The 25894-nt window shown below is 59.6% G+C and carries 29 protein-coding genes; 15 read left to right on the forward strand and 14 right to left on the reverse strand.

The annotated features are described in order from the left end of the window. Positions 1 to 22: 22 nt before the first annotated feature. The 4 genes from TSB10P1A_RS17045 to TSB10P1A_RS23800 all read left to right on the forward strand — a co-directional run bounded on the left by TSB10P1A_RS17045 (position 23) and on the right by TSB10P1A_RS23800 (position 4306). Positions 23 to 706 (forward strand): response regulator, encoded by a 684-nt coding sequence (locus TSB10P1A_RS17045; protein WP_186389146.1) that lies wholly within the window; start codon positions 23 to 25, stop codon positions 704 to 706. A gap of 2 nt (positions 707 to 708) precedes the next feature. After that, the gene (locus TSB10P1A_RS17050) at positions 709 to 1839 is read left to right on the forward strand and encodes an ATP-binding protein (protein ID WP_186389196.1); all 1131 of its coding nucleotides are present in this window, start codon (positions 709 to 711) and stop codon (positions 1837 to 1839) included. Positions 1840 to 2349: 510 nt separating this feature from the next. Next, a complete protein-coding gene (locus tag TSB10P1A_RS17055; RefSeq protein ID WP_186389147.1) occupies positions 2350 to 3636 on the forward strand; it encodes a hypothetical protein in 1287 nt (428 codons plus the stop codon). Between the two features lie 172 nt (positions 3637 to 3808). Beyond that, positions 3809 to 4306 carry an AbiEi antitoxin N-terminal domain-containing protein gene (locus TSB10P1A_RS23800; RefSeq protein ID WP_244293158.1) on the forward strand — a complete coding sequence of 166 codons (498 nt, stop codon included), beginning with the start codon at positions 3809 to 3811 and terminating at the stop codon, positions 4304 to 4306. An 89-nt stretch (positions 4307 to 4395) separates the two neighbouring features. On the opposite strand, the gene TSB10P1A_RS23810 is transcribed toward TSB10P1A_RS23800, so the two are convergent. The 9 genes from TSB10P1A_RS23810 to TSB10P1A_RS17100 all read right to left on the reverse strand — a co-directional run bounded on the left by TSB10P1A_RS23810 (position 4396) and on the right by TSB10P1A_RS17100 (position 12716). Next, positions 4396 to 4542 (reverse strand): hypothetical protein, encoded by a 147-nt coding sequence (locus TSB10P1A_RS23810; protein WP_244293159.1) that lies wholly within the window; start codon positions 4540 to 4542, stop codon positions 4396 to 4398. Between the two features lie 102 nt (positions 4543 to 4644). Further along, a complete protein-coding gene (locus TSB10P1A_RS24005; protein WP_186389148.1) occupies positions 4645 to 4917 on the reverse strand; it encodes a leucine zipper domain-containing protein in 273 nt (90 codons plus the stop codon). A 180-nt stretch (positions 4918 to 5097) separates the two neighbouring features. Further along, positions 5098 to 6267 carry a hypothetical protein gene (locus tag TSB10P1A_RS17070; protein WP_186389149.1) on the reverse strand — a complete coding sequence of 390 codons (1170 nt, stop codon included), beginning with the start codon at positions 6265 to 6267 and terminating at the stop codon, positions 5098 to 5100. Continuing rightward, the gene (locus TSB10P1A_RS17075; RefSeq protein WP_186389150.1) at positions 6261 to 7214 is read right to left on the reverse strand and encodes a hypothetical protein; all 954 of its coding nucleotides are present in this window, start codon (positions 7212 to 7214) and stop codon (positions 6261 to 6263) included. The genes TSB10P1A_RS17070 and TSB10P1A_RS17075 overlap by 7 nt, the downstream gene beginning before the upstream one ends. 2 nt (positions 7215 to 7216) lie before the next feature. Next, entirely contained in the window at positions 7217 to 8428 is a 1212-nt protein-coding gene (locus TSB10P1A_RS17080; RefSeq protein WP_186389151.1) for a hypothetical protein, read from the reverse strand. After that, positions 8406 to 9803, reverse strand: coding sequence for an ATP-binding protein (locus tag TSB10P1A_RS17085; RefSeq protein WP_186389152.1), 1398 nt, complete (start codon positions 9801 to 9803; stop codon positions 8406 to 8408). Before TSB10P1A_RS17085 ends, TSB10P1A_RS17080 begins: the two co-directional genes overlap by 23 nt. Beyond that, positions 9778 to 11658 (reverse strand): ATP-binding cassette domain-containing protein, encoded by a 1881-nt coding sequence (locus TSB10P1A_RS17090; protein WP_186389153.1) that lies wholly within the window; start codon positions 11656 to 11658, stop codon positions 9778 to 9780. Before TSB10P1A_RS17090 ends, TSB10P1A_RS17085 begins: the two co-directional genes overlap by 26 nt. A gap of 513 nt (positions 11659 to 12171) precedes the next feature. Further along, positions 12172 to 12426 (reverse strand): hypothetical protein, encoded by a 255-nt coding sequence (locus TSB10P1A_RS24010; RefSeq protein WP_371515139.1) that lies wholly within the window; start codon positions 12424 to 12426, stop codon positions 12172 to 12174. Next, positions 12414 to 12716 (reverse strand): DUF1778 domain-containing protein, encoded by a 303-nt coding sequence (locus tag TSB10P1A_RS17100; RefSeq protein ID WP_186389197.1) that lies wholly within the window; start codon positions 12714 to 12716, stop codon positions 12414 to 12416. Before TSB10P1A_RS17100 ends, TSB10P1A_RS24010 begins: the two co-directional genes overlap by 13 nt. Positions 12717 to 13283: 567 nt before the next feature. Here TSB10P1A_RS17100 and TSB10P1A_RS17105 point away from each other — a divergent pair. The 3 genes from TSB10P1A_RS17105 to TSB10P1A_RS17115 all read left to right on the forward strand — a co-directional run bounded on the left by TSB10P1A_RS17105 (position 13284) and on the right by TSB10P1A_RS17115 (position 15226). Continuing rightward, a complete protein-coding gene (locus tag TSB10P1A_RS17105; protein ID WP_186389154.1) occupies positions 13284 to 14126 on the forward strand; it encodes a DUF932 domain-containing protein in 843 nt (280 codons plus the stop codon). A gap of 307 nt (positions 14127 to 14433) precedes the next feature. Beyond that, positions 14434 to 14637, forward strand: coding sequence for a transcriptional regulator domain-containing protein (locus TSB10P1A_RS17110; RefSeq protein WP_186389155.1), 204 nt, complete (start codon positions 14434 to 14436; stop codon positions 14635 to 14637). Positions 14638 to 14701: 64 nt separating this feature from the next. After that, on the forward strand, positions 14702 to 15226 hold the full coding sequence (locus TSB10P1A_RS17115) for a DUF2285 domain-containing protein (protein ID WP_186389156.1): 525 nt from the start codon (positions 14702 to 14704) through the stop codon (positions 15224 to 15226). A 64-nt stretch (positions 15227 to 15290) separates the two neighbouring features. Here the strand turns inward: TSB10P1A_RS17115 and TSB10P1A_RS17120 are convergent, their stop codons facing one another. The 5 genes from TSB10P1A_RS17120 to TSB10P1A_RS17140 form a co-directional block, all read right to left on the reverse strand. Beyond that, entirely contained in the window at positions 15291 to 16295 is a 1005-nt protein-coding gene (locus tag TSB10P1A_RS17120) for a S41 family peptidase (protein WP_186389157.1), read from the reverse strand. Positions 16296 to 16371: 76 nt separating this feature from the next. Further along, positions 16372 to 17028, reverse strand: coding sequence for a transglycosylase domain-containing protein (locus TSB10P1A_RS17125; RefSeq protein ID WP_244293161.1), 657 nt, complete (start codon positions 17026 to 17028; stop codon positions 16372 to 16374). 80 nt (positions 17029 to 17108) lie between these two features. Further along, the gene (locus tag TSB10P1A_RS17130; protein WP_186389158.1) at positions 17109 to 17903 is read right to left on the reverse strand and encodes a hypothetical protein; all 795 of its coding nucleotides are present in this window, start codon (positions 17901 to 17903) and stop codon (positions 17109 to 17111) included. Further along, complete coding sequence (locus tag TSB10P1A_RS17135) at positions 17900 to 18808, reverse strand: ABC transporter ATP-binding protein (RefSeq protein WP_186389159.1); 909 nt, start codon at positions 18806 to 18808, stop codon at positions 17900 to 17902. Before TSB10P1A_RS17135 ends, TSB10P1A_RS17130 begins: the two co-directional genes overlap by 4 nt. Positions 18809 to 18884: 76 nt before the next feature. Beyond that, a complete protein-coding gene (locus tag TSB10P1A_RS17140) occupies positions 18885 to 19175 on the reverse strand; it encodes a DNA -binding domain-containing protein (protein WP_186389160.1) in 291 nt (96 codons plus the stop codon). Positions 19176 to 19309: 134 nt separating this feature from the next. Here TSB10P1A_RS17140 and TSB10P1A_RS17145 point away from each other — a divergent pair, with 134 nt between their 5' ends. From TSB10P1A_RS17145 to TSB10P1A_RS17180, 8 genes are all read left to right on the forward strand, one after another. After that, the gene (locus tag TSB10P1A_RS17145) at positions 19310 to 19531 is read left to right on the forward strand and encodes a helix-turn-helix domain-containing protein (protein WP_174064969.1); all 222 of its coding nucleotides are present in this window, start codon (positions 19310 to 19312) and stop codon (positions 19529 to 19531) included. A 195-nt stretch (positions 19532 to 19726) separates the two neighbouring features. Further along, positions 19727 to 19996 carry an AlpA family transcriptional regulator gene (locus tag TSB10P1A_RS17150; RefSeq protein ID WP_186389161.1) on the forward strand — a complete coding sequence of 90 codons (270 nt, stop codon included), beginning with the start codon at positions 19727 to 19729 and terminating at the stop codon, positions 19994 to 19996. Beyond that, the gene (locus tag TSB10P1A_RS17155; RefSeq protein ID WP_186389162.1) at positions 19997 to 21121 is read left to right on the forward strand and encodes a replication initiator protein A; all 1125 of its coding nucleotides are present in this window, start codon (positions 19997 to 19999) and stop codon (positions 21119 to 21121) included. Then, positions 21118 to 21636, forward strand: coding sequence for a DUF2840 domain-containing protein (locus TSB10P1A_RS17160; protein WP_186389163.1), 519 nt, complete (start codon positions 21118 to 21120; stop codon positions 21634 to 21636). Before TSB10P1A_RS17155 ends, TSB10P1A_RS17160 begins: the two co-directional genes overlap by 4 nt. Beyond that, positions 21633 to 22178 carry a S26 family signal peptidase gene (locus TSB10P1A_RS17165; protein WP_186389164.1) on the forward strand — a complete coding sequence of 182 codons (546 nt, stop codon included), beginning with the start codon at positions 21633 to 21635 and terminating at the stop codon, positions 22176 to 22178. The genes TSB10P1A_RS17160 and TSB10P1A_RS17165 overlap by 4 nt, the downstream gene beginning before the upstream one ends. 67 nt (positions 22179 to 22245) lie before the next feature. Beyond that, positions 22246 to 22581 (forward strand): DUF736 domain-containing protein, encoded by a 336-nt coding sequence (locus TSB10P1A_RS17170; protein WP_186389199.1) that lies wholly within the window; start codon positions 22246 to 22248, stop codon positions 22579 to 22581. 4 nt (positions 22582 to 22585) lie between these two features. After that, complete coding sequence (locus tag TSB10P1A_RS17175; protein ID WP_186389165.1) at positions 22586 to 23503, forward strand: lytic transglycosylase domain-containing protein; 918 nt, start codon at positions 22586 to 22588, stop codon at positions 23501 to 23503. A 322-nt stretch (positions 23504 to 23825) separates the two neighbouring features. After that, positions 23826 to 25889: a relaxase/mobilization nuclease domain-containing protein gene (locus TSB10P1A_RS17180; RefSeq protein WP_186389166.1), complete on the forward strand. Its 2064-nt coding sequence runs from the start codon at positions 23826 to 23828 to the stop codon at positions 25887 to 25889. Positions 25890 to 25894: the final 5 nt, after the last annotated feature.

Here is a 25894-nt window from a genome sequence, read left to right on the forward strand (position 1 = left end):
ATCCCTTGAGCAGGAGAACGCCATGGCCGCCCTTGTCCTGATTGCCGAAGACGACGAAGAAATCGCTTCTATCCTGGACGCCTACCTCCAGCGGGAGGAGTTCAGGACCGTGCTCGCCCGCGACGGCCGCACCGCCCTCGATCTCCATCTCGCTTTGAAGCCGGATCTCGTCCTGTTGGATGTGAACATGCCCCGTCTCGACGGCTGGGAAGTCCTGGCGGAACTTCGCCGGCGCGGCACCACCCCAGCCATCATGATCACTGCGCTCGACAAGGATATCGACCGCCTTCAAGGTCTTCGCATCGGCGCTGACGATTACGTCGTCAAACCGTTCAATCCGATTGAGGTTGTGGCGCGCGCCAAGGCCGTGCTCCGGCGCTCGGGGCTGGCGACGGCGGGCGGCGTTCTGCGCGTGGGCGATCTCTCCATCGATCTCGATGGCTATCAGGCGAGCTTCGGGACCGGCAGCGAGGCCAGGCCGCTGGCGCTGACCCTGACCGAGTTCCGCATCCTCGCCCATATGGCGCGCAATCCCGGCAAGGTGTTTACGCGCGGCGAGCTTGTCGATGCTTGCCTCCCCGGATCGGACGCCCTGGACCGGACGGTGGACAGCCACCTCAGCAAGCTGCGCAAGAAGCTCGAACAGGCAGGGGCACACGGGCTCCTGCCCGGCGTTCGCGGCATCGGCTACAGATTGTCGGCGTGACGATGGACGCGCGCACTGGGCTGAGCCGTCAGATCCTTATCGCCATGTCAGCGATCACCGTCCTGGCTGGCATCCTCGTGTTCTTCGGCACCTATCTCATCTACTCGGTTTTCGTCGCCGTCTATCCATTGCCGGAAGCGGATGGCTGGCTGACATCGCTTGACCTCGTGATCTTTGCCGTGTTGGTCCTCGTCACCCTTCCGATTGCCGCCTTGGTGGCGCTGCGGCTCGCGCGCCGCATCCTCGATCCGTTGGAGTCGCTGGCCCGCAGCGCTCGCCAGATCGCCGCTGGCGACCTGTCGGCCCGGGCTACGGCAAGCGACAAGGCGCTGGGCGAAACGGCCTCACTCGTCGGCGACTTCAACACGATGGCGCAGCGACTGCAGGACATGGCCGCCGACATGGCGCTGTGGAACGCGACGATCGCACACGAACTGCGTACACCGCTGACCATCCTCAAGGGGCGCCTCCAGCGGATCATCGACGGGGTGTTCGAACCGGACGAGCCCACGCTTCGACGGCTGATCCTTCAGGTCGACGGCCTCGCCCGATTGGTCGAGGATCTGCGCACGGTGACGCTTGCCGATAGCGGCCATCTCGATCTCCGTATCGTGCCGACCCGCCTGGCCCAGGAGGTCGAGGAAATCGCCGCGCTCCTATTGCCCGATCTGGCTTCAAGCGGTTTCGATCTGGCGCTCGACCTCGACGACATCGTTGTCGACGCGGATGTGACACGCGTGCGCCAGGCGGTTCTCGCCCTGATCTCGAATGCGCGGCGCCACGCCATCCGGGGCACGATCACCATCAGCCTGAAGGCGGTTAACGGAACAGCGGTGCTCGCCATCTCCGACCAAGGACCAGGCATCGACACCGATCTAGTCGGCCGGGTGTTCGACCCGTTCGTGCGCGGCGATCCCGAGCGTGCGAAGGAAACTGGAGGAAACGGGCTCGGTCTCTCCGTCGTGCGCGCGGTCATGGAGGCGCATGGGGGAAATCTTCGGTACAGGACCGCGCCAGGCGGCGGCGCACTCTTCGAGATGGATTTTGCAGCATCCAAGGAAAAGCGCTCTGCCTTTGAGGCGTGTAGCTCGCTGGCTCGTAGCAGTGTCACCGACCCGCGCACCCGTTCTTAGCCCTGAGACCACGGCAGCTTGACTTGTGGAAGATTTGAGCGCTGACAGAAGGCTGGTTGGAATTACCCTGCACTTCAATGTGTTATGGCGTATCGGAGCGTAGAAATGGATACTGCCGGAGGGGCAAAAATCACTCCCACTCGAATATTCTTTTCGCCCTAAGCATCTGACATATCTGCGAAAAATAATTTCAGCGGCTGAGTATACCGTGAAAGGTGCCGTCAAAAGCCTAGCCTTTTGATTTTTCTGGGTTTTCAGGAACGAACCTAGCTAGAAAAATTCTGTGAACTATCGGCATCTATCGGCCGCGTCGCAGTAAGGCATAGGCCACGAACGTCGAATCTGACGCGGCGATAAAGTACCGTCAAAACCGGCAAAATCAATACTTACACCTCGATCCTAGTTCGCTAGATCACGGGCGAGATCGAGCACATTGCATGGACGACAGAGGTTGAGAGGGTGAAGACAGTTTCTCGGGAAGAGCTTTACGAGCAGGTTTGGTCCAAACCCATGACCAAAGTTGCCGCAGACTATGGCGTTACGGGTACGGCGTTGAAGAAGACCTGCGATCGCCATCGCATTCCAACACCTGAACGTGGTTACTGGGCGAAGCTGGAACACGGCAAGCGGGTCAACAAGGAAGCACTACCGTCACTGACCGAACCTAACCTGGCTACGGTCAGGATATCGGGAAGCTCCGAGCAGCATCTGTCTCCTTCGGTCCGCGAAGCCAAGGAAAGAGCTAGAGACAGGCTTCACAAGCATGCCGCGGCTAAGCCGCTTCTGGTCCCTGCATCGCAACCGACGCTGAGCATCGATGAACCGCCGTGTCTCACTGCCACAAGGCGCGCGATTTCAAAAGCGCGTCCCGACGACCGGGGTTTCGCGTCGGTTCGCTCGAAAGACGTTGTCCCGATCAAAATTGCTCCTGCTTCCATCGAACGGGGAATTCGGATTCTAAGCCAGTTGTTCACTCTTGCGGAAACCCAAGGCCATTTGCCGAAGGCGACTGAAGACGGGTTGGTGCTCATTGTCGAGAATGAGTCAATTGCGTTCGGCCTGGAGGAACAGCCCGAGAAGACGTTGCATCAACCAACAACCGCGGAATTGAAGCGGCGGGATGAACGGGCGCGCTGGGGCTACTCCACCGATCCGTGGTCAAAGTACGACCAGTTTCCATCCGGCCGGCTCGCTATCGTCATTCACGCCAACCCATACGCAGGTCTTCGCCGCACTTACTCAGACGGAAAGACGCAAACTCTGGAACGCATGCTGCCGGACATATTGGCAGGTTTCGTCGGGCACGCCGCCTACATTAGTGAGCGCAGGAGAGAATCCGACGAGCGGGAACGCCGGCACCGGGAGGCCGAGGCTCGACGCCAGCGTGAAGAGGCATTTAATAGCCGCGAGAAGCGCCGCATGGAGTTTGTGGATGCAGTCCATGAGCAACTGACCCAACGGGACAAACTTACTGCAGTGCTGCATCATCTCGAAAATGGAACGTCTGAGGATGCTGCAAGAGTGAGTACAATGGCGACTTGGGTCCGGCAGCGTCTGAAACAGATTGATGCCCTGATCAGTCCCCATTTCCTCGACATTTCGGCGAGATCGTCGAAAGTCGATTTCGCCGAGCTAGGTCCAGAACAGGAAGCTGAAAGGGGCAGCTATTACTATTCTCCCCCCATCACCCTCCAACTCTGGTCTATCGACGAAGCAAAGGGGCTGGCCACCTCGTACTCGCCGCTGGAGTGGACAGACGCCTTGGCCTTGCCGCTTGAGGGAGCCGACGAGGGATAGGCCGCTCCGACTGGCTGCTACGAAGCCGCGGTTTTCAGCCATCAGAATCCGAGGATTTGTGTCAAGGTAAAGGCTGCGGGTTTGCCAGATGCCAGATTTACTTACCTTTACGACGCTAAACGGGATATTTTCAAACTGGTCAACGGTTTGAAAGTGAGCGAGAAAGTTCATCATGAGTGAGCAAAGCGAAGGAAAGCTAGAACAGCTGAGCGCCTCCTCCCAGAGAGCTGCTCGTCGATTCCGCGTGGCTCTCCGCGCACGACTATTCACCTCCCTGCGTACAAAATATGTCGCCTCAGGGTGGCTCGAACAGCCAGCACGCCGGGTCTATAGACGCCCCCGCGGGCAGTTGAGCTGGCAGCAGGTCGTTATCTCGCTCCAGACGATCCTCGACCATCGCCTTGCCGTTGGTGGCCGAAGAGCACTCGAACTGCAGGGCTATGCCCATTACGTCTCGCAAGGCGGTTCTAAGGTTTATCTTCACGACCCAACGAAGCCCCCGAACTGGCTCACTGCGCTGCCACTCAAGGAGCAATTCGTCTACCGCAATAGCGTGCCACTCTTCGGGAGGGACCTTGAGGACACTACCTTCCCTACCCTTGATCGGAAACACGCCAGCATACGCGACGACCGATCTTTCCAAGATGTCGGATTGCGCTCGCTTGCCTAGGGACAATGGGACTGGCCGCTGACGGTTTCGGCATCTGAGCGTGCGATCCTCGATCTTCTCGATGAACTGCCCGATCATGAAAGCTTCCATCAGGTCGATGTGCTGATGGAAGGATTGAGCGATCTTGCCCCGCGCCGGTTGCCGGTGATGCGGTGGCCGACACCCGCGAAACGCGCCAGTTTCTTGATGTCGAGATGTAGGAGTTCGCCCGGCCGCTCGCGTTGATAGCGCCGCACCGGTTCCCTTCGGCACCAGCGCGGACAGCCGCCCGATCCGCATCCGCCAGCCCGCGACCGTGGAGCGGGCAAAGCCCAGCTGGGTGGCGATTTCCTCGCCGCTCAGCCGGTAGTCGCGGCGCAGGCGAGCCGCCAGTTCCCGCCAGAACCGGCCGCCTCATCGCCTGCGGCGTGCGACCGGGAGGAGCGGTTCTCAAGGCCTGCCGCCTTTCTTGCCCGCCAGAGGGCGAGCCATTTGCGGGCCGTCCTTTCGCTGACGCCGAAGCCGGCCGCCACTTCGGCAACGGGCCGCTTCTCCTCGACGATCCGCCGAACCATCTCGGCTCGACCAAGCGGCGTCGTTCGCGTATTCTGATGAGGGTTGTTCCTCCTCATATCCTGCGGTCGGTCGTGTCGCAACAACCACCTTCAGGCTCTCACGGGCGATGAACAACCTCTCCAGAAACCACACCTAGCCATCATGAACTGCTCTCGGGCTTGATAAGGTCGAAATCGAGGTCGCATCCTGAAAACAGACGAAAAGGTCAAGCTCAGCCTGAGTGGCTGATTCACCCGCTATGCTACACCACCTTCGCCAAGGACTTCTTCAAGTATCTCATTTTCATCAAGAAAATCCACGGAGACAAGTCCATCAGCCGGATCGTGTCCTGCAAGTCGCACTTCCTCGATAACTTGCTGCATCGTGGTGACGATCTTGCGCGGCGTTATTTCGGTGAGCTGAGATGCGATTGTCTCAATCGCTGTCTCTTCAAACGGGAAGAACTCCCGTTCGCCATCTGGATCAACGCGATTGCTATTGAGAATCTCACGTACGAACGCAACTGCATCGTCTTTATCTAGAACGACCAGTTCAATCTGGCGGTGAATACGGCCTAAAATGTAATCGAAGAACAGCACGGCGAGTTGCGATATTTCCGCTGAAAGCGCGATGACCATGCAGAAGCAATTTGGGCAATTATCATAGATATGGCGCAATATATCGTTAACCTCACGCGCCTCCTTGACGCTTGCACGCTCCAGATCATCCAGCTCATCTATAAAGAGATAGGCGGCTTTCTTAAACCGCCTCTTATTCGTGCTCGAAATCTCCATCTCGTGGACAAATAAGTTCACCAGTCTGGTGAAGATCATCATAGCCTGATAATCTGTAAGTGTTTTGGGCGCGATAAGTCTTAGGAAATCCTCTTCCTTCTGGCAGTGATAAAGTTCCTTGGCGAAATTATTGAGCTCAACAGGAGGTATTAATATCTCAATGACCTTTTCTGCGGGCACGTCATGACCAAGGCCATGAGCAGAGCGGCAAAATGAGATGCACTCGGTTAGAAAATTGTGATAGGCTTGCACATTCGCCATGAGGTCAGACTTGGCGACGATGTCGTCAAGGAATGCTCCGGCAAAGGTGAGCTTGCCTTTATCTTTACGCAGCGTCGGAATGAAGTAACAGACCGAGTCAAATACTGCCTTCTCTTCATGAAGTATACGGTTCTGTGCCCAGAGTAGGGCATGGGATTTCCCTGTCCCGTAGTTCCCATAGAGCATGAGAAAGTTAGCATTGCCGACCTGATCTGCCAGAGAACGTCTCAGGTATTTATCTAATTGTTTTTTCTGCTTTTCATAGCCAACCCAAATGCCTGCTCGCGGATCGGCCGCGAAGTTGGGGTTTGACCGGAACGGATTATCCTTAAGATTTGCTTTTTCGTAGTATACTCCAGGCTGCATCACCATTTTCCGTTCTCCAGTTTTTCCCACTGCCCCCGTGCCAGAAACCGGCGCACGTCGGGTAGCTCATAGCCGTGCATCATCAGTTCCGCCACATACTCTTCCACAAAGCCCATCTCATTCTCCGGAACCGAGTAGCACAGTTCTTCACTCCACGGCTGATTCCCAAGAGCCATCCCCATTGAGGTCAGATTTGATGAGCCGACAAGAATCAATGACGAATAATGATCGCCTTCGCGCAGCCCCGGCTCATAGCGGCGGTTCTCGTCAAAGACAAAGCAGTATAGCTTTGAGTGCAGCCGAGGATACACAAAGATGTTTACCTTCCTCTCTGCTAATTTCTCCATCCATTCAATTTTTTTATCCCTGGGCGGTGCGGTTATAAGTGAGACACTTGCCCCATCTTCGACTTGGTCGAGCAAAAGCTTCCCTAGAGGTTTGGTCGGCGCAAACAAATCTCCGTTCACGAAGGGAGTGACCAACCAGATATCCTTATGCGGCAGATTACGACGCGAAAATATCTCACGGTGAATTTGCGGATGCGGGAGGTTACGCTTAAAGCGGTTTAAAGGAGGCGATGCGCCAGCCGGACGTGCCCGAGTAGGCGCAGCAGCTAGGGTCGCCGCTATCTCAGGTCCGCCGTCATTTACGGGCACGGCCGCCTTCATGGCACCGTCAGCAGGCCCGTTCAATCGATCTTCGACGCTGTGTTCTCCGGCTCGGAATAGATAGATGTTCTCGCCCTTGCGAAGGAAGATTACACGATATGCCGTTCGCTTGCGGCTCACATAACGAATCCAACCATCTTCTATCCCTTCATAAGGGTGGTCATCCGAGTCGGGCCGGAAGCCACCGTCGGGCCGTATGGTCTTTTGCAGAACACGTCGCGCAAAGTGTGCGTCGTTGTGCTCTTGTAAATCAGCGATGAAATCGGGAAGAAGAAATACTGGCATACTTATCTCTTCATGCTCAAGGCGCCGCCAGTGTGTCTTGATTGCCGGAACGCAACACGGCGGTGGTCTCCTTTCTGCTCCGCGAGGATCGTAGCAGGAAGATCGAGCACGGCATCGCCGCGCGCGCAAGACAGGGCAATGGCTGATGGGTAGGCAATCGTGATCGGCAACTCCCGTCTCAGCATGGCTTTTCTCACATGCAAGCTGCGGAATACCTCCATCATGTTTCCAATCAACTTCACAACGGCATCCGGATCGCCGTCCGTCCGTGGTTTAACGCGCAGACTGGCGTAGGCCCCTGCGAAGTCAACAAGGCAATCCCATAAGCTCTTTGTCGCTTCGCCGAACAGATCAGGTCGGAAGCCGGACCGCATCAACTCGTAATCCATAGGCCAGTACGTGAAGCAGTCTTTCCCATCGATATATCCGCTTTGTCGAAGGCCATCGAGAAAATCGCCTCCGCGCTGTGTTAAGCCCTTCTCTTCGTCCCAAAGGCCGAGAGAAATTGCCCAATCTCGTCTGCGCGGTGGAACTTTGCGGAAGTAGTCCTCCGAAAATTCGATTCCATCGTCCTCATCTGTACCCGATCCGCTAGCACGCTCAGGTTTCAGGGGCTCCGTGCGACGCAAAGACGTGACGGACTGACCAGTTCCCGCGCTTCCCTTGTTTTTCTCTTGGCGCTCAATCGTGATGACACGATTAATTCGCTGGGCATTAGCTCTTCCTTTGAAAATTTCGGCTGCATCCGCCCGCTTCTTCTGCATCATCGCGGTAAGAGTTTCCTTGATAGATTGTTCTTTAAAGCCAGCAAGCAGTAGATTGACAAAAATCTCGCCATCATTAGTGAGGATCGCCCATAGGAACAGGAAGTCTCGCGCAGCACGTTTTTCTTTGTCGTTGTCGAGCAGTTCAGAAGCGATAGCCATGGCGTCAAGGTTTTCCAACGCGAGCACGTCGCCAGAGGTTCGGTGGATCAGGCGCAGTGAATGGAAAAAATCTCCGATGTGCTTTTCCGCGCTCTTGTCGCGCCCCCAGCCCCCTTCGTACTTGCTGCCGGTGACAAGGTCATGCCAACTCGCGGCAGTGACATCTCGGTCCTGCAAATAGACTGAGTTCAAATCTTCTAGGCGCTCGGCGGTGTACTCCAAACCCACCGAATAGCCGATTTTGCGCAGGAAGATGGAGTAAGGGTCAGAATGGGCTGTAGCCGCCATGCGCGCTCACTCTGGGACGAATTTGGACAAGGACGGTGCGGCTGCTGGCCTGATCTCCCAAGAAGCATTGACCGGCATCGAGGACCCGCACCATATCCCCGAAATCGGTTAGATTGGTACCAGCGAATTTCATTGTTTTAATCGATTTGGTTGGTATTCGGTCCACGGCTGCGTTGATATCGCTTTGGAAGCTCAGCCGATGGCTGAACGTCACGTTGACTTGGCTGAGGATGCGATCATCAAGAGCTGATGGCTGTTGGGTGGCAAGAACCAACGACAAGCCAGCATCGCGCCCGCGTTTCACATACTCCACTAGCGCGCTGCGCGCCGGTGAGATCTGATCCCTCGGGGCTACAACATGCGCTTCATCGATGACCAGCCAAACTCGATCCGGCGTTCCGTTGCTCTCGAACGGCTGCTCGAAGAAGCTCGCCGTCTTCTTTTTGTTGTGGTGCCGTCCTAAAATATCAAAGAGGTTGCGGGCAATTACAGCTGTGATGAGCGACTTATCCTCATTTCGAAGCTCTCGAAGCGAGAGGATGTTGCACGTTCCGTCCTCCAAGAAGTCCTTGATTCGCAGGCCAGAGGCCGAAAACAGATTGGTACGGCGGTAGTCATCCAGCTTGTAGGTGATCGCGTTGCGCGAGGACTCGGCCACAGTCGGCCAGTTGGTATCATCGGCAATGTAGGCGAGCATATCAGCGATCTCGAAATCCGTATCGCCAAGGGCTTCGAGCGTTGCCGTAATGATATGCCCTTGCGGGCTGTAGACCTCTTGGCTAAGTAACGCGCACCATTCCTCTGCTCGTACATCTCTAGGCCTGATCTGGAGCGTTTGCTCGGTGCCGAGGAACGTAGTCGATCCTGGTGGCGTGAAGACCTTCGCAGTAGCCAGATGGTTCGGCTGCAAGTTCCAGTGTTTTAGCTCATCAAGTTGAACTTTGTTCGCTTCGATGGCTTCGCGTGGCGCATAGCCGAGTGTCCAGAACTGGCTTTGAGTATCGATGATGATTGAAGTGATCGGCTTTACATCATTCTGGATAGGCGATGGATTGGCGAGCCTAGATATGCCCTCAACAAGCACACCAAGATCGAAGCTTTTGCCACTGCCGCGTGTTCCGGTAATGTAGATGACATGCGGGAATGTCGTATCCAGCCACGCATCCGAACCTAGATAACTCTTGCCCTTGGTGCTTTCTAAAATCTTACCGACATAGAGAAGGTTGCTGTAGTTCTCATCCTTTAGGGCGCGGCCAAATACCACATTCTGCCCTTTTGAGACATATTGGATTTTGACCAGAGGGTCTTCGACCATGTACGGGCTTTTATCAATAACGGTTCCGAACCGTTCAGCCGACTTGGTCGAGAAAGTCATTCTGATATTCCTTGTAGGACAGCCATGCAGGCTGATCGCCTGAACGAAGCATCAAGACTTTGGTCGGGCGCAAAGCGTCGAGATAGTGGGTATGGTTTGCCGCTGCAATAAAAGCGATACGCCCTGTCGCGATGATCTGCTTGCGCAAGTTATGAGCAACGATTTTGGCAGTGATGGGATCGAGATCACTGCAAAATTCATCGAGAAGCCAGACCTCTTCGTTCCTGAGCAGGAGATCGGCGATCATAGCTCTATATTGCTGTCCACGGCTCAGCATCCAGAAGGGTTTTATGAAGGCCAAAGCCTCAGACAAACCGACACGGCTAAGTGCAATAAAAGCCTTTTCCGGTGTGAATTTCTCCGCGAGGGCCTCGAACACGGGGATATCGTCTCGCAGCGGACGCAACCAGCCAGCGGAATGCGTCAGACTTCCTACGCGCTTCACAGTAAGGTTGCCGTCGGGTGTCTTGTCAGGATCAAGTGCATTCAGAAAGACACTCTTCCCGCTTCCACTGGTTCCAACTACGAAGATGATGTTGCCATTCGAAGCTTTGACCGAGACATTCTGGACGATATCGGCATAGATCATGTCGCCCCTGAGACCGAAAGCATCCATGATGATCTTGGTCGAACGGGTTTCCGGTACGCGATAGGCGGCGCGAATCGATAGGTTATCTATGCTGATCTGCATGCTTTTAGCTGAAAAATCGGGACTCTCGATCGGGCTATCTTCCGTCGGCGGATGCGCTTTCAACGCCTCCCGAAGATACTTCGCCGTATAATCATCCATCGGGCATAAATAGTAAGGAATCGGATTCCGAATGACCGAGCGCAGGATCGCCCATTCACCGGTTGTCAGCGCATTTTGATTCTGCTCGATCTTGCGACGAAGGGCCTCAAGACCTTCATCGAAGCTTATTTGAAGTGTCTTGCAATAATCTTCCAGTGTGCGAAAATATTTTCGCTGCAAGCTCATCATCCCGAACTCCCCGCCGGGCGCGCGAGCCATAGATTGCATGTCTTTCAGGACGCGCGAGAGGTTGCCTTCGGTTTTGCCGATAAATTTAAAGCCGGCGGAACTGACGAAATCAATATGGTTCAGCATCTCAGCTGAGATTTCCATGAAGATCGGACGCATCCCGCCGATATGCCAACGTTCGGCTGAAAAGCTCTTTGCTGCCTTGATGATTCGCCGTGTAATGCCGAGACCGCGCAACTCGGGGCTAACCACGATGCGCCCAATACGGACTATCGTGTTCAGATAGTCTTTCATAGCGTGCTGGTCCCACCGCTCCCAGCGGATGGCGCGCTCGGGATGCTCGAAGGGATGGTTGAAAACTTCATGACGCGGTTTGCACATCATGAGCGGCATTTGAAGATCAATATAGCCCGCTGGGAGCCATCGTTCGCCGATCTTGATGGACGCATAAAGCACCGCCCGGCGTCCTCCCACGGAAGAAGTGGCGCTTTTGGCATCATCTTCTTGGGTTTTCTCGCTCAGAGAGTTGTTGGTTTTGTAATGGAATTGCTCTAGAAATTCGAGTGCACGCATATCCGCTTCAGAATTGATCTCACGAATCCGAAGCTCGAATTTTTCCTTCCCGATGGAGACGCTTTCATCGACGGAGAACAAAGGTGTAAGCGGAATATCCGGTTCGCTCTCGTCTTTTGCGACAACGAAGACCTTGTCGCTTCCAGCAGCACCGAAACGAATCTGATCGCCTTTGCCGACGACGGCAAAGCGGTGGACACGTACAGTGACGGATGCGTCATCGCTACCACGAACAGTGATATTCTTGTAGTATCCCTTAGGATTTGAACTTATGACGTTGTAGATTTTGTTTGTTTTACTCATGGGGCAATTTATGGCTAGGCGTGGCGGTTCCGATACCTATAGCGCAGCAACAACGCCGTGACCATGGCAGACTGGCGTCCGATCGCCAGCGCATGGGAGAATACGGCGTACCAGTTTCGCAGCTTAGCGACGGGTGAGACAACGATGGGGTGAAGGGGCTCGCGCGCCCCCCAGCAAATTTCGATCCCGCGTAGCGCTAGGAAATGGTCGATATCGCGATTGACTCTCCTGGCAGCCTAGCTGAAACCCGCGACCACCGTTTCGACAGGCACGAACAGCGTCCGACTGTCCTCGGGATGCTCAACGAGCTCCGCACAGCGCAGATAGAAGCGTTTGGCCGCTTCATCCTCCGCCTAGTCCATCGCCGCCCCGATACCGATGCTTTGCGAGGCCAGCGCGACCCGACGCAGGCGCGTCCGACAGCAGGTCCGCGCCCAGACCCTTTCCCGCATCGTCGAGGCTACCGGCGAGCCGCCCAAGAAACGAAACTGGAATCAGGTCGGGCGAGTTCCGTCACACCTTGCTAGGAGCCGCGCCCCGCTCCACCGATCCCGCAGAGATGAAGAAATGGCCGACGACCCCATTGCCAGCGCACACGATATAGGTGCGCGAGAACTGGCTTTCGTTCTTCAAGGCCCGGTGGCGGACCCAGTCGTTCAGCGCGGGTTTGCCGCACTCGAACGCCGAAAGGTCGTGCTCCGCCGTCAGAGGAACGGGGGCAGACAGGCTCGGTTCGGGATGGTCCGGCATGTCGTCTATTTCTGCCATGCCGGAGACCGGTGCAGCAGCGCCTTGAGCTTCGGCCCCGGCGCAGGCGGATTGTCGAGCGCCTGCATGAAGGCGTCGTAGCGTTCAGGGTCGGGCGTGAACAAGCGTTGGTCTAGCAGAACAACAACCGCCTGCCGTCTGGCGCTGTCGATCATGAACTCGGTGCGCGTTTTTCCGAGTGTCACCGCTGCGTCGTCGATGAGCTGGCGGGTTCCGGCCCCGATCCGCAAGTTGATGCTGCCCTTGGCATCGGCCGCCGAGGCGCGCGCCGCGACAGCAGCGGAACGGATGGGTTCGGAGGGCTAAACGAGTTTTGCCATCGTGGGAATACGGGCGTTCGTATCCACGATGTCAATACGGAGATCGGTAGCTAGGATTGGGCGTTGCCCTTCGGGCCGGGCTTTTGGCTGCGTCGAAACCACACCTATGGCGCGTTTCCGCCATTCGCCATCAATCCCATGGCGCATGGCTGACGCCAGTTGGAAATGCGGTCCCGGAGCAAAAGCGCCGGTGCTTGTCACTGGCGGCCTTCGGCTCACCACAGCGCGCCCAATGTGGAGGCGCGTTCGCCTCCGGGCCGGCGGGGCTACCGATCGCGAGCGGTGGCTTTCCGATTTCCGATGTTAGTCCCGATCAGATTCTTGTGCCCGGCCTCCGCTCCGTTCTGACCGGGGAAGTGCTTAGGACCAGCCCTCAGCGCACTTCGAGAGGCTTCCGCCCAGCTTCCTTCGCGCGTGCCGCGCTCCGTGCAGCCGGTTCCCCGCGAACCCTACCTCCGTTTGCACACCCGGTCTCGGCGACGGCCAGGGTTGCAGCGCAGCGCTGCGCTCCAACCCAAGCCCACGAAAGGAAAGAACATGTATCACCAGCTCGCCACCCGGTTCGGCCGCAACTCCCATCAGATCAGCGGGCGCGAGCCGCTGGATAACGAGGCGCTTTATCGACATGTCCCGTCGATCTTCGCCAGCGAAGCCCATAACAGCCGTTCCGAGCGTTACGTCTATGTCCCCACCATCGACATCGTGGAGGGCCTGCGCCGGGAAGGATGGTTCCCGTTCTTCGCCGTGCAGTCGGTTCCGCGCGACGGTTCGCGCCACGGCCACGCAAAGCACATGCTGCGCCTGCGTCGGGATGGCGGGATCGGCAAGCCGAAGGCGGCGGAAGTCATCATCGTCAACAGCCATGACGGGACGAGCGCCTATCAGATGTTCGCCGGGATGCTCCGTTTCGTCTGCACCAACAGCATGATTGCGGGCGAGCGCTTCGAGGAAATCCGCGTGCCCCACAAAGGCGGCATTCAGGATCAGATTATTGAAGGCGTCTTCACCGTCGCGGAAGACTTTCCGCGTCTCATCGACGCCAGCGAGACCATGAAGGAAATCCGCGTTTCCGCAGAAGAGCGCCGCGTGTTGGCCGAGGCGAGCCTTGTCGCCCGCTATGGCGAGGAGGAAAGCCCGTTGCGCCCGGAACAGATCATCGAACCGCGCCGCCGCGAGGATATGGGCGGGAGCCTTTGGAGCACGTTCAACGTCATTCAGGAGCATTTGACCAAGGGCGGGCTGCAAGGCCGCAAGCAGAATGCCGAAGGCCGCATCCGCCGCGCCCAGACCCGCGCCATCAACGGCATCGACCAGAATGTGACGCTCAATCGTGCGCTCTGGACGCTGGCGGAAGGGATGCAGAAACTGAAGGGGCTTTGACCGCGAACGCGACAGGGCCGCGGTCCCGGCGGCCCTGCCTCTTCCCGCGATCACAGGAGCGGAAAAATCGCGCCGATCCGACGTTGCGGATCGGCGGCGCGGCCATGCCCGAGATCATGGCCGCGCTCGCCGGACTACGCCCGGCTCGCAGAAACACGTAAGCACTTTTAAGAAGAAAAAACCAATAGATTGATCGCGTTAGCCGATCTAGTTATCTCGATAGCGCGACTACAGTTGTTTTAATCGATGCTTGAAGATCTCTATCCGGGCACTGCTTTGTGTGCGCCCGAATAGAGAGGCAACGCCAATGCTGAGTATCGACTGGCGTTCTCCGGCGGCATATAAATTTGCAAAGAGCATTCCCGCCGCCGGTTTCGCTTGGGAGTATCTTCGCCGCGACGACGAGTATCGTCGCGAGTTTCAGGCCATCATCGCGTCGCGTGAGCCAGACCCGGAGCGGCTGGAAGCTTTTGCGCTGCGGTGGGGGCTGCGATTTTCCGACCGATCCTGAAACCCCATCGGATCGGCAGACTTTATTCTGGAGTCCACACCTTCAGCCGCAGGCCATACGGCTCATGCCGCTGGAGCACCATAATGGCGAAACCGAACCCATCGTCACGCTTGCGCATCTCGACGGTCTCGACCTCCGCCAGGCTGAGGATGGCTGGCACGGTATCTGGCAGGCTGACGGCGTCGCGCATCAATTCTGGCTGCCCCAGGCCGCTCCCGATGCGGCGGCCTTCTATGGCACGGTCTTGCCGGCGGACGCCTTCTACGATCTCCGCTCTCATGCGGCGCGTCGATTGGTTAAAGCCGTTCAGGGCCACGGGCCGGGGCGCGATTTCCGCGCATTGCCCGCGCAACTCAGGCAATGGCACATCCTATCTCTGCGGGCCCTCGACGCTCGGCTTCGCGGCGAAAGCTATCGTACTGTCGCCGAAGTCCTGCTAGGCTTTCGCGGCAATAAGGAGGATTTTGAGCTCGATCCGCGCAAGAACAAGGCCCGCCGTCTGATCGCGCACGGCATCAAAATGATGCGCGGCGGCTATCGACTGCTACTGCACTATCCCATCAAGCTCCCCAGTCGGAGATGGCGATAGAACATCACCTCTCCACGTCTTTGCCGCAACGTTTGCACTCTCTGCCGCAGGCAACGCCCGCCGGTTATTGTTGACTCGTTTGTGGTGCGCCAGCCTCGGACTTCGCCAGCGCCACTGCAGTGTCCTGCGTGTCCTCAAGTGTTGATTGAACGTCAGGGCGTACGCCGACACCCTCCCAGTTGCTTCGCGTGACTGGATTTTCAGCCCTGCCAGTCGGCACAACGACAAAGAGGTCCGATCCGAGTTCATTAAGCCCGCCCGGATTCGCACCTCCGCGGGTGGCCGTGCCGACTACGATCGCCCGCCGAAGGGCTTGCAAGTCATATGCGAATTCCTCGCCAGCCGAATAGGTCTTCGGACCGACCAGAACGTAGACCGGCTTGCCGACGTAGCGCACCGGCGTCGGCGAACTCCAGAACGATTCCGTTCTGAACGTCAACGTCCCGCGATTGCGCCAGATGAGGTCGTTGATATGGACGCGCGCACCCTGGTCGAGGAAGAAGCTCACGAGGTAGGCAACGGATGCCGGATGCCCGCCGCCATTCTCCCGCATGTCAATGATCAGCGCGGCGGTGTCTGACAAGCTACGCATGGCTTGGTCGGCGGCCGGCTTGAAAACTTCAGGCGGAACGAACCGCGTCAAATGAATATAGCCGATATTGCCGTCTAGCCGCTTCACCTCGAAACCGGCATCCTGCGGGCTCGCTGGCGTAGGCTGATTGCCGAGGGGCGAACCGAATATCACCCGCACATGACCGTCCTTCGTGATCGCCCGGAGTTGCTCCGTTAGCTGCATCGCAAACTGCGCTGGATCGGTGACGCCGCCATAGGCGTTTTCCGCCAGTGCCTTCTCCAGCGCCTCCGCCGCCTGCGCGCCCCTTTCCGGGAACACGTAGCTCTCCCGCAACTCGGCGGCGATACCACCGATCGTTTTGGCGACCGTTGCCCGATCCAAGGTTACGCTTTGCGCGGAGGCGGGAGGCACATCGGCTCGCGCCGCAAGAGTGCTTGCCAACAGTGAAATCGCCAAGAGGGAGACAGTAAGGAACGATGAGTAGTTATGGGACATTCAATCTTTACCTCACGAAAAGAGCGCATGACGCTGATTAGATCAAAATAAGACCACGAATACGATTCGTGTATCGCTACTGGCAACCCTCAAGCCAAACATCCGAAAAGCCCGCAGGCACACACGTCCCGGCTGCCAGACGCTGGATACGGGCGGCGCGTTCGTCGAGCTTGGCGTCGCTTCGAACGAGATCATAGGAGGCCGGCGCTATCAGCACCGCCGCAAGTCGGATAAACTCGGCCTCGGTCAATTCGGCTGGAGGCCGCCCATAGATCGCTGAGCTTGCCGAATGGAAGCCGATTATCCAGCCATTTGGCCCCTTGCCCATTTCCAGCGTCTCCAGCCACAGGGCAAGGATCTGCTCCTTGGAAAGACGCCTCTCCAGCCCTAGCGCATAACCGGTCTGGCGGATCTTGCCGATGCCGGGATGAAATTCCTCAAAGGCAAGCCGCTTGGCAGCCGATTGAGTGATGGTGGTCAACCCAGCGCCCGGGGTCGAGAAATCAACACCGGAATGCGTTGAGAAATTCGGGTCTTCGACCGCGAGCAGAATAGCCCTATGGGCTGCCCCCAGAGAGTCGCCGCCGCGGCCATGAGCGATCACCGCGTCGGCACGAGTGCGCAAGCTTTCTGCATCCGATAGCGCATCCCAGTATCCCTTAGCGCCATAACCGACGAGGCCGACCAGCAAGAGAGCAAATGCAACGGCCGCATATTTAAGTATCCGCATCATTCGATCTGCATGTCCCTCAGATTGGTATTTCGTTGATCCACTCATCAAGGCTTCAGCGAGTTATATGAGTGTTTTCGCTGCTACTCGGTATTCAGAGGCTGACGCCAAAATATGAAAGACCCGGCTGCTACCGCCGCTAACAGCCATGCCAGCAGTGTGCCGAAACCCGTGATGCCGTACGACCCCTCGGCACCTATAAAAAGCCATGCTCGCGCAGCATCGGCAGCAAAAGACGGCATGGGAACGCTGGCTATGGCAGCGCCAAAATAAGCTTGCAGGATCGAGCACGTTATCCCTACCAGAAATACCGGAACGACTGCCGCGATCATGCTCCGGAATATGATCGTGAGCGTCGCGGTAACTGCAGCAAGGGTCGCCAGTTCGAGAAAGGCGATTACAAACGCCGCGCAGAGCACGAGGATGCTGCCCGCTTGGACTGGGGTTCTATTGCTGGTGCCGCCGCCGAGAAAGTTAAGCGCAGTGTTGAGGATCATGTCTCCGACGACTGTCAGAACAAGACCGATGACCATGCACAGGAGGCAAACAGCGAACTTTGCGGCGAGGAGAGGAATACGCCCTGTCCGTGGCACGAGGTTACGCCAAGCCGAGAAGCGGTATTCGACGTAGAAGACAGAGGAAACACCGATCGCATAGAGAAGCTGTGCAATCGGATTGCCTGCGATGCCCAATGATTGCGCGGCTGAAAGAAGCGCATCGGCTTGTGCTTGCGGGAGGTTTCCTGATCGGAGGACGAAAAAACTCTCCAGCGCGATCTTAAGGCCGACTGCGGCAGCGGGAACCGACAGAAACCCCCAGAATAGAATGCCTGGCTGTCGTAGAAGCTTCAGAAGTTCTGCCGAGAGTAGAGCGCTCATTGTGGCTCTCTCCGCGTTTCCGACAGGAAGACCGACTCCAGATCGGGAGTGATCCATTTTGCTTCGAATATCCGGATGTTCGCGTTTACAAGCGCGCGTATGAGTTCAGGTGCATCGTCGCGCTCAATTCGAACATAAACTCCACCATCACCAGCATCGGCCCGCGATGCCAAACGCTCCAACACGGCTTGCGGTGAATCAACGTTGAGCCAAAAGCGAGCTTGGCTGTCGAGCAGGTCAGTGACTTTCCCATGCGCCGCCATTTTCCCGCTGCGCAAGATCGCGACGCGTTCGCAAACGCGCTCCACCTCGTCGAGGAGATGGCTCGAAAGCAGCACGGTGATACCGTCCCTCTGGGCTAGATCCACGATCAGCGAACGCATTTCGAGGATGCCATCCGGATCGAGACCGTTGGTCGGCTCATCGAGAACGATAGCATCTGGACGGCCGACGAGCGCGCAGCCGATCCCCAAGCGTTGTTTCATCCCCAACGAGAATGCAGCTACTTTTTTGTCAGCGGCGTAGCCGATGCCAACGCGCCGCAGAATAGGCTCTACCATCGTGACGGTATCGCTCATCCAAGCGAACATTTCCAAATGCTCGCGTGCGGTCAGGAACGGATAGAACGCCGGGGCTTCGATCAACATGCCGAGGCGGCGTCGCGATTCCCTGCCAGCATTCTCTCCGAAGATGGAAACCGAGCCCCGATCAGGGCGCACGAGGCCAGCTATGATCCGTAGCAACGTGCTCTTGCCGGCACCGTTCGGGCCCAGGAGGCCGTATACGCAGCCTTGGGGAACACCAAGAGAAAGCCCATCGAGCGCCTTGAAAGCACGGCCTCCCCACCCGAATCTTTTCTCGACGCCAGAGACTGTAATGGCGTCTTCCTTATCTCCATTGCTCAATAGATGATCCCGCCTTAAGCATCTCAATCCTCGTGCCGACAATGGCGTTTCGGCACGACGTCATCTTCCGGTTAGCCTATAATTGATTGTTGGCAATCTCTTGTTCGAGAATACGTCGATAGCCTTTATTTGAGAGCCATCGCGCACGTTCGAGATGGCTTTCCCAGCATCGCCTCGTCCCTGCTTCGTCACGGTCGGGATCGCGATGCAGAACGATACGGGCGACTTCCTGCCAGTCTGCGCCGTCTCGGCTGGCATCTAACAGCCGCAAATAGGTGACGTAGTGCTGTTCGTCATAGGTCGTGATATCGGCCCCCCTGGGGGCCTCATCTTCAACATCTGGGTCAAGCAGAGGCCGTTCACGCATGAATTCCGCCCTTTTTTATCGAGAACGCGGACATAATGAAGCACTTCAGGACAACCCGATGAATAGCATGGTCTGATACGAATGGGAATGATCGTTCCTAGAAGGATCGTTCCTATGCTGGTTCCTCTTTTGTCATGGATCTCAAGGAGGTCATGGCGAGGAATCTGCGTCGGATCCGCCATGATCAAAATTTGACGCAGGAAGAACTCGCCGACCGGGCAGGCTTGAGTATGCGTTACATCGGAGCCATCGAACGTGGCGACGTGTCCGCCAGTGTCACGGTTCTTGGCCAGATCGCCGAGGCACTTGGGATCGAGCCGGGCGAATTGCTGAAGAATACCAGCGCGCCAAAGTAGTCATCTAGTCATAACATGTAGCCAGAAGCCCGCCGCTCCTGTCTCCGAACAGGGGTTCCAGCCTGCACGCCCAGGGGTGCCGCCTGCGCATAAGCGCAAATGCGGCACGCTCCCCGCCGCCGATCCCTCGCCATCGTTCGCCGTAGCCCGCTGCCACGAAGGCAGCGCGCATCACGACGAACCAGAGGTGACTCCATGGCCAATCCATTGGCGGGCCTGCCGCGACGACTCCTGCGCACGCAGGAAGCCGCCCGCTTCCTCGGCATTTCCATCCGCACCCTTGAGAAGCACCGCACCTACGGGACCGGCCCGACCTATCGCAAGATCGGCGGCCGCGTCCTCTACACCATCCGCGATCTCGAAGTCTGGTCCGACATCGGCAGCCGCAAATCCACTCGTGACACGGATGTCGGCACGGTTTTCCCCGCGCGTCCGCTGACGCCCGAAGAGCGGGGCAAGTGCTGAATGCTGCACGACGATCACAGCCCAGCGCAGCCGGCCGACACGAGCGAGCGCAATCACCTGCCTCCGTTCGTGGTCGCGACGGGCGACGCTAGCCCGCGCGATCAGCGCGATCTCATGGAGCGGCCTTTCTTCTCGCTGGCGAAGACGCCGCGCACCAAACCCATTCTCTACAAGGCGGCCGACGTCGAGGTGCAGGTGCTCGCCATGCCCGAACACGGCATGGCGACCATATGGGACGCCGACGTGCTGATATGGGCGGCCTCGCAGATCGTGGCGGCCGAGAATGACGGCCTGCGCACCTCGCGCTTCTTCCGCTTCACGCCCTATCATCTGCTGCGCGCCATCGGGCGGCCGACCGGCAACCGTCAATATGTGCTGCTGAAAGCCGCGCTCGCGCGCCTGCAATCGACCGTCATCGCCACCACGATCCGCAACGGCCCGCATTGGCAGCGTCGGCAATTCTCGTGGATCAACGAATGGGAGGAGATGACGACGCGCGCCGGCCGCGTCGAGGGAATGGAATTCGTCCTGCCCGAATGGTTCTACAATAGCGTCGTCGATCGCACGCTCGTCCTCAACATCGACCCTGCCTATTTCCGGCTGACGGGCGGCATTGAACGCTGGCTTTATCGTGTCGCCCGCAAGCACGCCGGCCACCAGCGCAACGGTTGGCTGTTCGAGGTCGCGCATCTCCATGTGAAGTCGGGCAGCATGGCGCGTGCCTCCGACTTCGCGCTCGACCTGCGCCGGATCGCCGCCCGCCAGCCGCTCCCAGGCTACCGCCTTCAGATCGAGCGCGAGCGCGGTCGCGAGCTACTGCGCATCCGCCCCGAAATCCTGTCCACAGTGCCTGTGAATACGCCTGTGGAAACCATCGGCACATCAGGCGCACGCGGTATCGGCACATCGGGCGCAGCCCTATCGGCACATCAGGCGCACGGATCGCAGCTAAACCTATGGCCTGAAACTCGGAATCCGGCTGCTAACTTAGAGTCTAACAGAGAATCTAACTCTTCTTCTTTGACGCACCCGCGCGCGAGGCGTGGTGCCGGTGCCGGCCGCTCCATCGCCGACGTGCTGCGCGACATGCTCGCCGACGACGACCGCCATGGAGGCCGGTCATGAGCGGCAGACCTTCTCATCGCGCGCACGGCCGTCCGCTGCCGGACGGGTCAGCACCGTTCACCACCCTGGTCGAGCTGACCTTCGAGAAACGCAGGGTCGAGCACTGGATACGCTTCGGCCGCAAAGCCTACGAACAAATCCTCGATCGTCGCCGGAGCGTCGTTGGCTTCGCGCCCGAGAGCATCTTCGCCTTCGTTCGCTGGGCGGCCGGCGAGCATGGCACAATCGTCTCGCGCATCGACATCGTCCGCACCATCGGCCGCGGTGAGCCGTTCCAGACACTGCCTTTCGTTCGCCCCGGCGGCGAGATCCTGTTGCGGCTCGACGGCTGGCCGAAGGTGCAGCGCGCGCTTGCCGCGATCGACGCGGTGGAAGCGCTCGGCCTCGATCCCGCCGACGCTTCCCCCGATCACTGGCGGCACGTCCATAACCGGCTCAGCGCCGGGCTGGAGTCTGCCGCCTATACGCCAGAGCGCCATGCCGCATGGATCGGCCGCCGGAGGATCGATCCATGAGCCGCCACCGCATCCTCGCGGTGACGCTGCTCTCCGTGACCGGCATCGCCGCCACCAGCGTAGCCGACATGCCGACGAAACTCCTATGGAACGTCACCGCCAGCGCGCCGGTCGGCTTCTACACCATAGAACCGGCTGAGCGGCTCGCCGTGCCCGAGCTGGTCGCGGTCATGCCGCCCGAACCGCTCGCCGGATTCATGGTGGCGCGCGGCTATGTCGGTCGCGGCGTGCCGCTTCTGAAGCGTGTCTTCGGCCTGCCGGGACAGCGGGTATGCCGCTCCCGCCGCGCCATCACCGTCGATGGCGTGAAGATGGGCGACGCGCTCGACCGCGACCGGATCGGGCGCACGCTGCCGGTCTGGCAGGGCTGTCGCGTCATCGCCGACGGCCAGCTCTTCCTCATGAACATCGACGCCCGCGACAGCCTGGACGGGCGCTACTTCGGTCCCATTCCGGCCAGCGCCGTCATCGGCCGCGCGCTGCCGCTCTGGACCAACGAGGACGGCGACGGCCGCTTAGTCTGGCGAGCGCCGACGCACTGACCGCTTCCCCATCGGCGGGAGCGGTGCCCGCCGTTGGCTTTCCCAACGCCACCGCATGGAGACAGTCATGCCGCAAATCGGTCAGTTCACGCGCGAAGGGTCCGGCTTCACCGGGCGCGTTCACACCCTCACGCTCTACCGCGAACTTACCATCGTTCCCGCCGATCCGTCGGACGCGGAGAATGTGCCGGACTTCCGTGTCCATCACGGAGCCGACGATGGCCCGGAGATCGGCGCGGCATGGAAACGCACCGGCGAGAAGGCCGGCGAATATCTTTCCATCCTGCTTGACGATCCGGCATTGCCGCAGCCGATCCGCGCCAACCTGTTCCGCGACGACGATGCGGGATCGTCATGGTCGCTGCACTGGACGCGCCTCAAACCGCGTGAAGAACGGGACTGAGGCCATGCGTCCTCCCGTCATCATCGCGCTCAAAGCTCGTATTCCTTTGTTCGCGGGAATGCCGTCTCATTCCTCTGTCCCGCTCGACCACACGTCGGCCGGCGCGCGCAGCGAAGGTCAAGGGCAGCCACCGGCCGGCGCTTCGCGCGCACCCTTGACCGCAGCGAGCACGCTGGCAGGCTGGCGGTTCGGCGGAGAAAGGTCGGCACGCCGCTATGCCCTCCTGATCGCGCTGGCCGTGCTGGCGTTCTCGTCCGGGCCGACTGTCACGATCGCGCAATCTGCCGTCGTCGCGCGGCCCGTCAGCGATTACGGCGCGCATATCGCCGAGGCGTCGCAGCGCTTCGGCATTCCCGAGCACTGGATTCGTGCGGTGCTGCGCGCCGAAAGCGCGGGCGATGTGCGCGCGATCTCGACGGCGGGCGCGATCGGGCTCATGCAGGTCATGCCCGACACCTGGGCGGGCCTGCGCATGCGCTATCGCCTCGGCCGCGATCCTTACGATCCCCGCGATAACATCCTCGCAGGCACCGCCTATCTGCGCGAGATGTGGGATCGCTACGGCACTGTCGCGGCGATGCTCGCCGCCTACAATGCCGGTCCCGGCCGCTATGACGATCATCGCGCGAGGGGCCGGCCGCTGCCGGCAGAAACCCGCGCCTATGTCGCCGCGCTCGTACCGTTGCTCGGCGGCGCGGCTCCGTCCGGCGATCCGGCGAAACGCGCGGAGCCGCCGCCCGATTGGCGCGACGCACCGCTCTTCGTCATGCGCCCGACCGACACGCGAACAGCCGATCCAGTGCAGACCATCGGTACATCAGGCGACTCTCGCCCCACCGTTCCGGTGCGCGCGCATCGCGATGCGGAGTCGCGAGACCGCCGAATGTTCGTCGCGCGGGCCGACGACGGGAGGGCGCCATGAGGATAGCGTTACCGCGTCCGCTTGCGCTTGGCCCGGTGTGCAGTCAGGCGGGGTCGCGCCTCGCTGCATTCCCGGTCGGAAGGGCGGAAAGGTCAGAAAAGGCGGAGGGCAAGATAAAGGAAACTGGCACCACGTCGGGCCGGTTTCAGGGCAAGCCCTTGTCTGCACACTGTTTTGGCGCGGCGCTTGCGGCACCTTCATTTTGGAGCCCGCGTGCCGCGATGTCGCGCAAAGCCTTGCCTTTGCTGGGTTTCGAGCGGCACCATAGCCCGAAATCGAGCCGTTTCCCCGCTCTGGACGCCTTCGGGCCGGAGGCGCGGGTTTGAGCGACGACGAGGAGTTTCGCTTCCGCCCGAGGCCCGGGCGCGTCCGCAGCGATGCCCCGAAGATGGGCAAGGCCAAGAGCTTTCTCACGCAGGCGAAGAAGATCGCCCGCCAGCAGAGCAACAGCCCGTCGCGTTCGTCGGGATCATCATCGCAGCGCGCCCGCACGCAGGCGTCGGCCATGGGCGGCAAGGCTTCGCGGGCGAGCGGCGCACCGGGCCTGAAACGGGGACGTGGCGCGGCCTTCGTGCGCGCCCGAACCTTGTCGGGCGGATGGAAGCACAGCAGCCCCGGTCAGCGACGCGTCGTCGTCAAAACCCGCTACGTCCAGGGCGCGGGAAAGAATGGCAAATCCGTCGCCCATCTTCGCTACATCCAGCGTGACGGCACTTCCCGCGATGGCGAGCAAGGCCAGGTCTATTCGGCGACCGACGACCGCGCCGACGGCGCTGCCTTCGTCGAGCGCGGTGCGGACGATCGCCACCAGTTTCGGTTCATCGTTTCGCCCGAGGATGGCGCAGACCTTTCCGATCTCACCGCCTATACGCGCGACCTCATGGCTCAGGTGGAAACCGATCTCGGCACCCGGCTCGATTGGGTCGCGGTCAATCACCACAACACCGGCCATCCCCACGTCCATGTCATCGTGCGCGGCAAGGACGAGTTGGGCGAGAACCTCGTTATCAACGGCGACTATCTCGCCAACGGCATCCGCGAGCGGGCGAGCGATCTGGCGACGCTCGAACTCGGTCCCGTCACCGAGATCGAGCAGAGCCGCAAGCTCTCGGCCGAGATCGATCAGGACCGCTTCACCCGTATCGACCGCGCCATGTCCGAGGAAGCCGAAGACCGCTTCCTCGACCTGCGCCATGAGGCGGCCGATCATCGCCGCCAGTTCGACCGCACGCTGCGCCTGCGCCGTCTCGGCAAGCTGGAGAAGATGGGCCTCGCCACCGAGCACGCGCCCGGCGTCTGGGAATTGAGCGAGCGGATGGAACCGGCGCTGCGCGAGCTGGGCGAGCGCGGCGACATCATCCGAAATATGCACAAGGCGCTGAAGGCCGACGGATTGGAGCGAGATCCGATGACGTTCCAGATTCACGACGCTGCGCTCGAAGTCGCGATCACCGGCCGCGTCGTCGATAAATATCTCACCGACGAGCTGGGCGAGAACCTGACCGTCGTGGTCGTTGGCGTGGACGGGCGCACCCACCATATCGCCGGCATCGATCCAGCCCGCGTCGAGGATACGCGGATCGGCAGCGTCATCGAGATCGGCCCGGCCGAGACGGCGAGCCGGCCATCCGATCGGACCATCGCAGGCATCGCCGAGGGCGGCGTCTATCGGCCGAGCCGCCATCTCGAACAGGCGAGGTTCGAAGGCCGTGTTCCGGGCGGCGACTATGAGGGCTACGTCGGTGCCCATGTGCGCCGACTGGAGGCGCTGCGCCGCGCCGGAATCGCCGAGCGGATCGACGCCGACCAGTGGCGCATCCCCGAGGACTTCGAGAGCCGCGCCGCCGCCTATGACGCCGGCCGCAACCGGCAGACCAATATTCGCATCCTCTCGGCCGCCCGGCTCGAACAGCAGATCGGCGCGGACGGCGCGACCTGGCTCGACCGCCGGCTGGTGACGCCCGACGCTTCCGACCTTGCGCCGGCCGGCTTCGGCCAGCAGGTTCGCGACGCGATCGACCGACGCCGCCGGCATCATATCGACCATGGCGATGCTTCGCCCGGCCCGAACGGCGGCACGCTCTACCGGCGCAACCTTCTCGCCACGTTGCGCGCACGGGAGATCGAACGCATCGGCGGCGAGCTGGCTGCAAGCAAGAACCTGCCCTTTCGCCCCGCCGCTGACGGCGAGACCATCGCGGGCAAGTTCACCGGCACCGTCCAGCTATTGAGCGGCAAATTCGCCCTAGTCGAGCAGAGCCACGAGTTCACGATGGTCCCATGGCGGCCGGTCATCGACCGCCAACTCGGGCGCGAAGTCAGTGGCGTCGTTCAAGGCGGATCGGTGTCGTGGCAGTTGGGGCGGCAACGCGGCTTGGGACTATAAGGCAC

It is taken from the genome of Stappia sp. TSB10P1A, assembly GCF_900185725.1.
GTDB lineage: Bacteria > Pseudomonadota > Alphaproteobacteria > Rhizobiales > Stappiaceae > Stappia.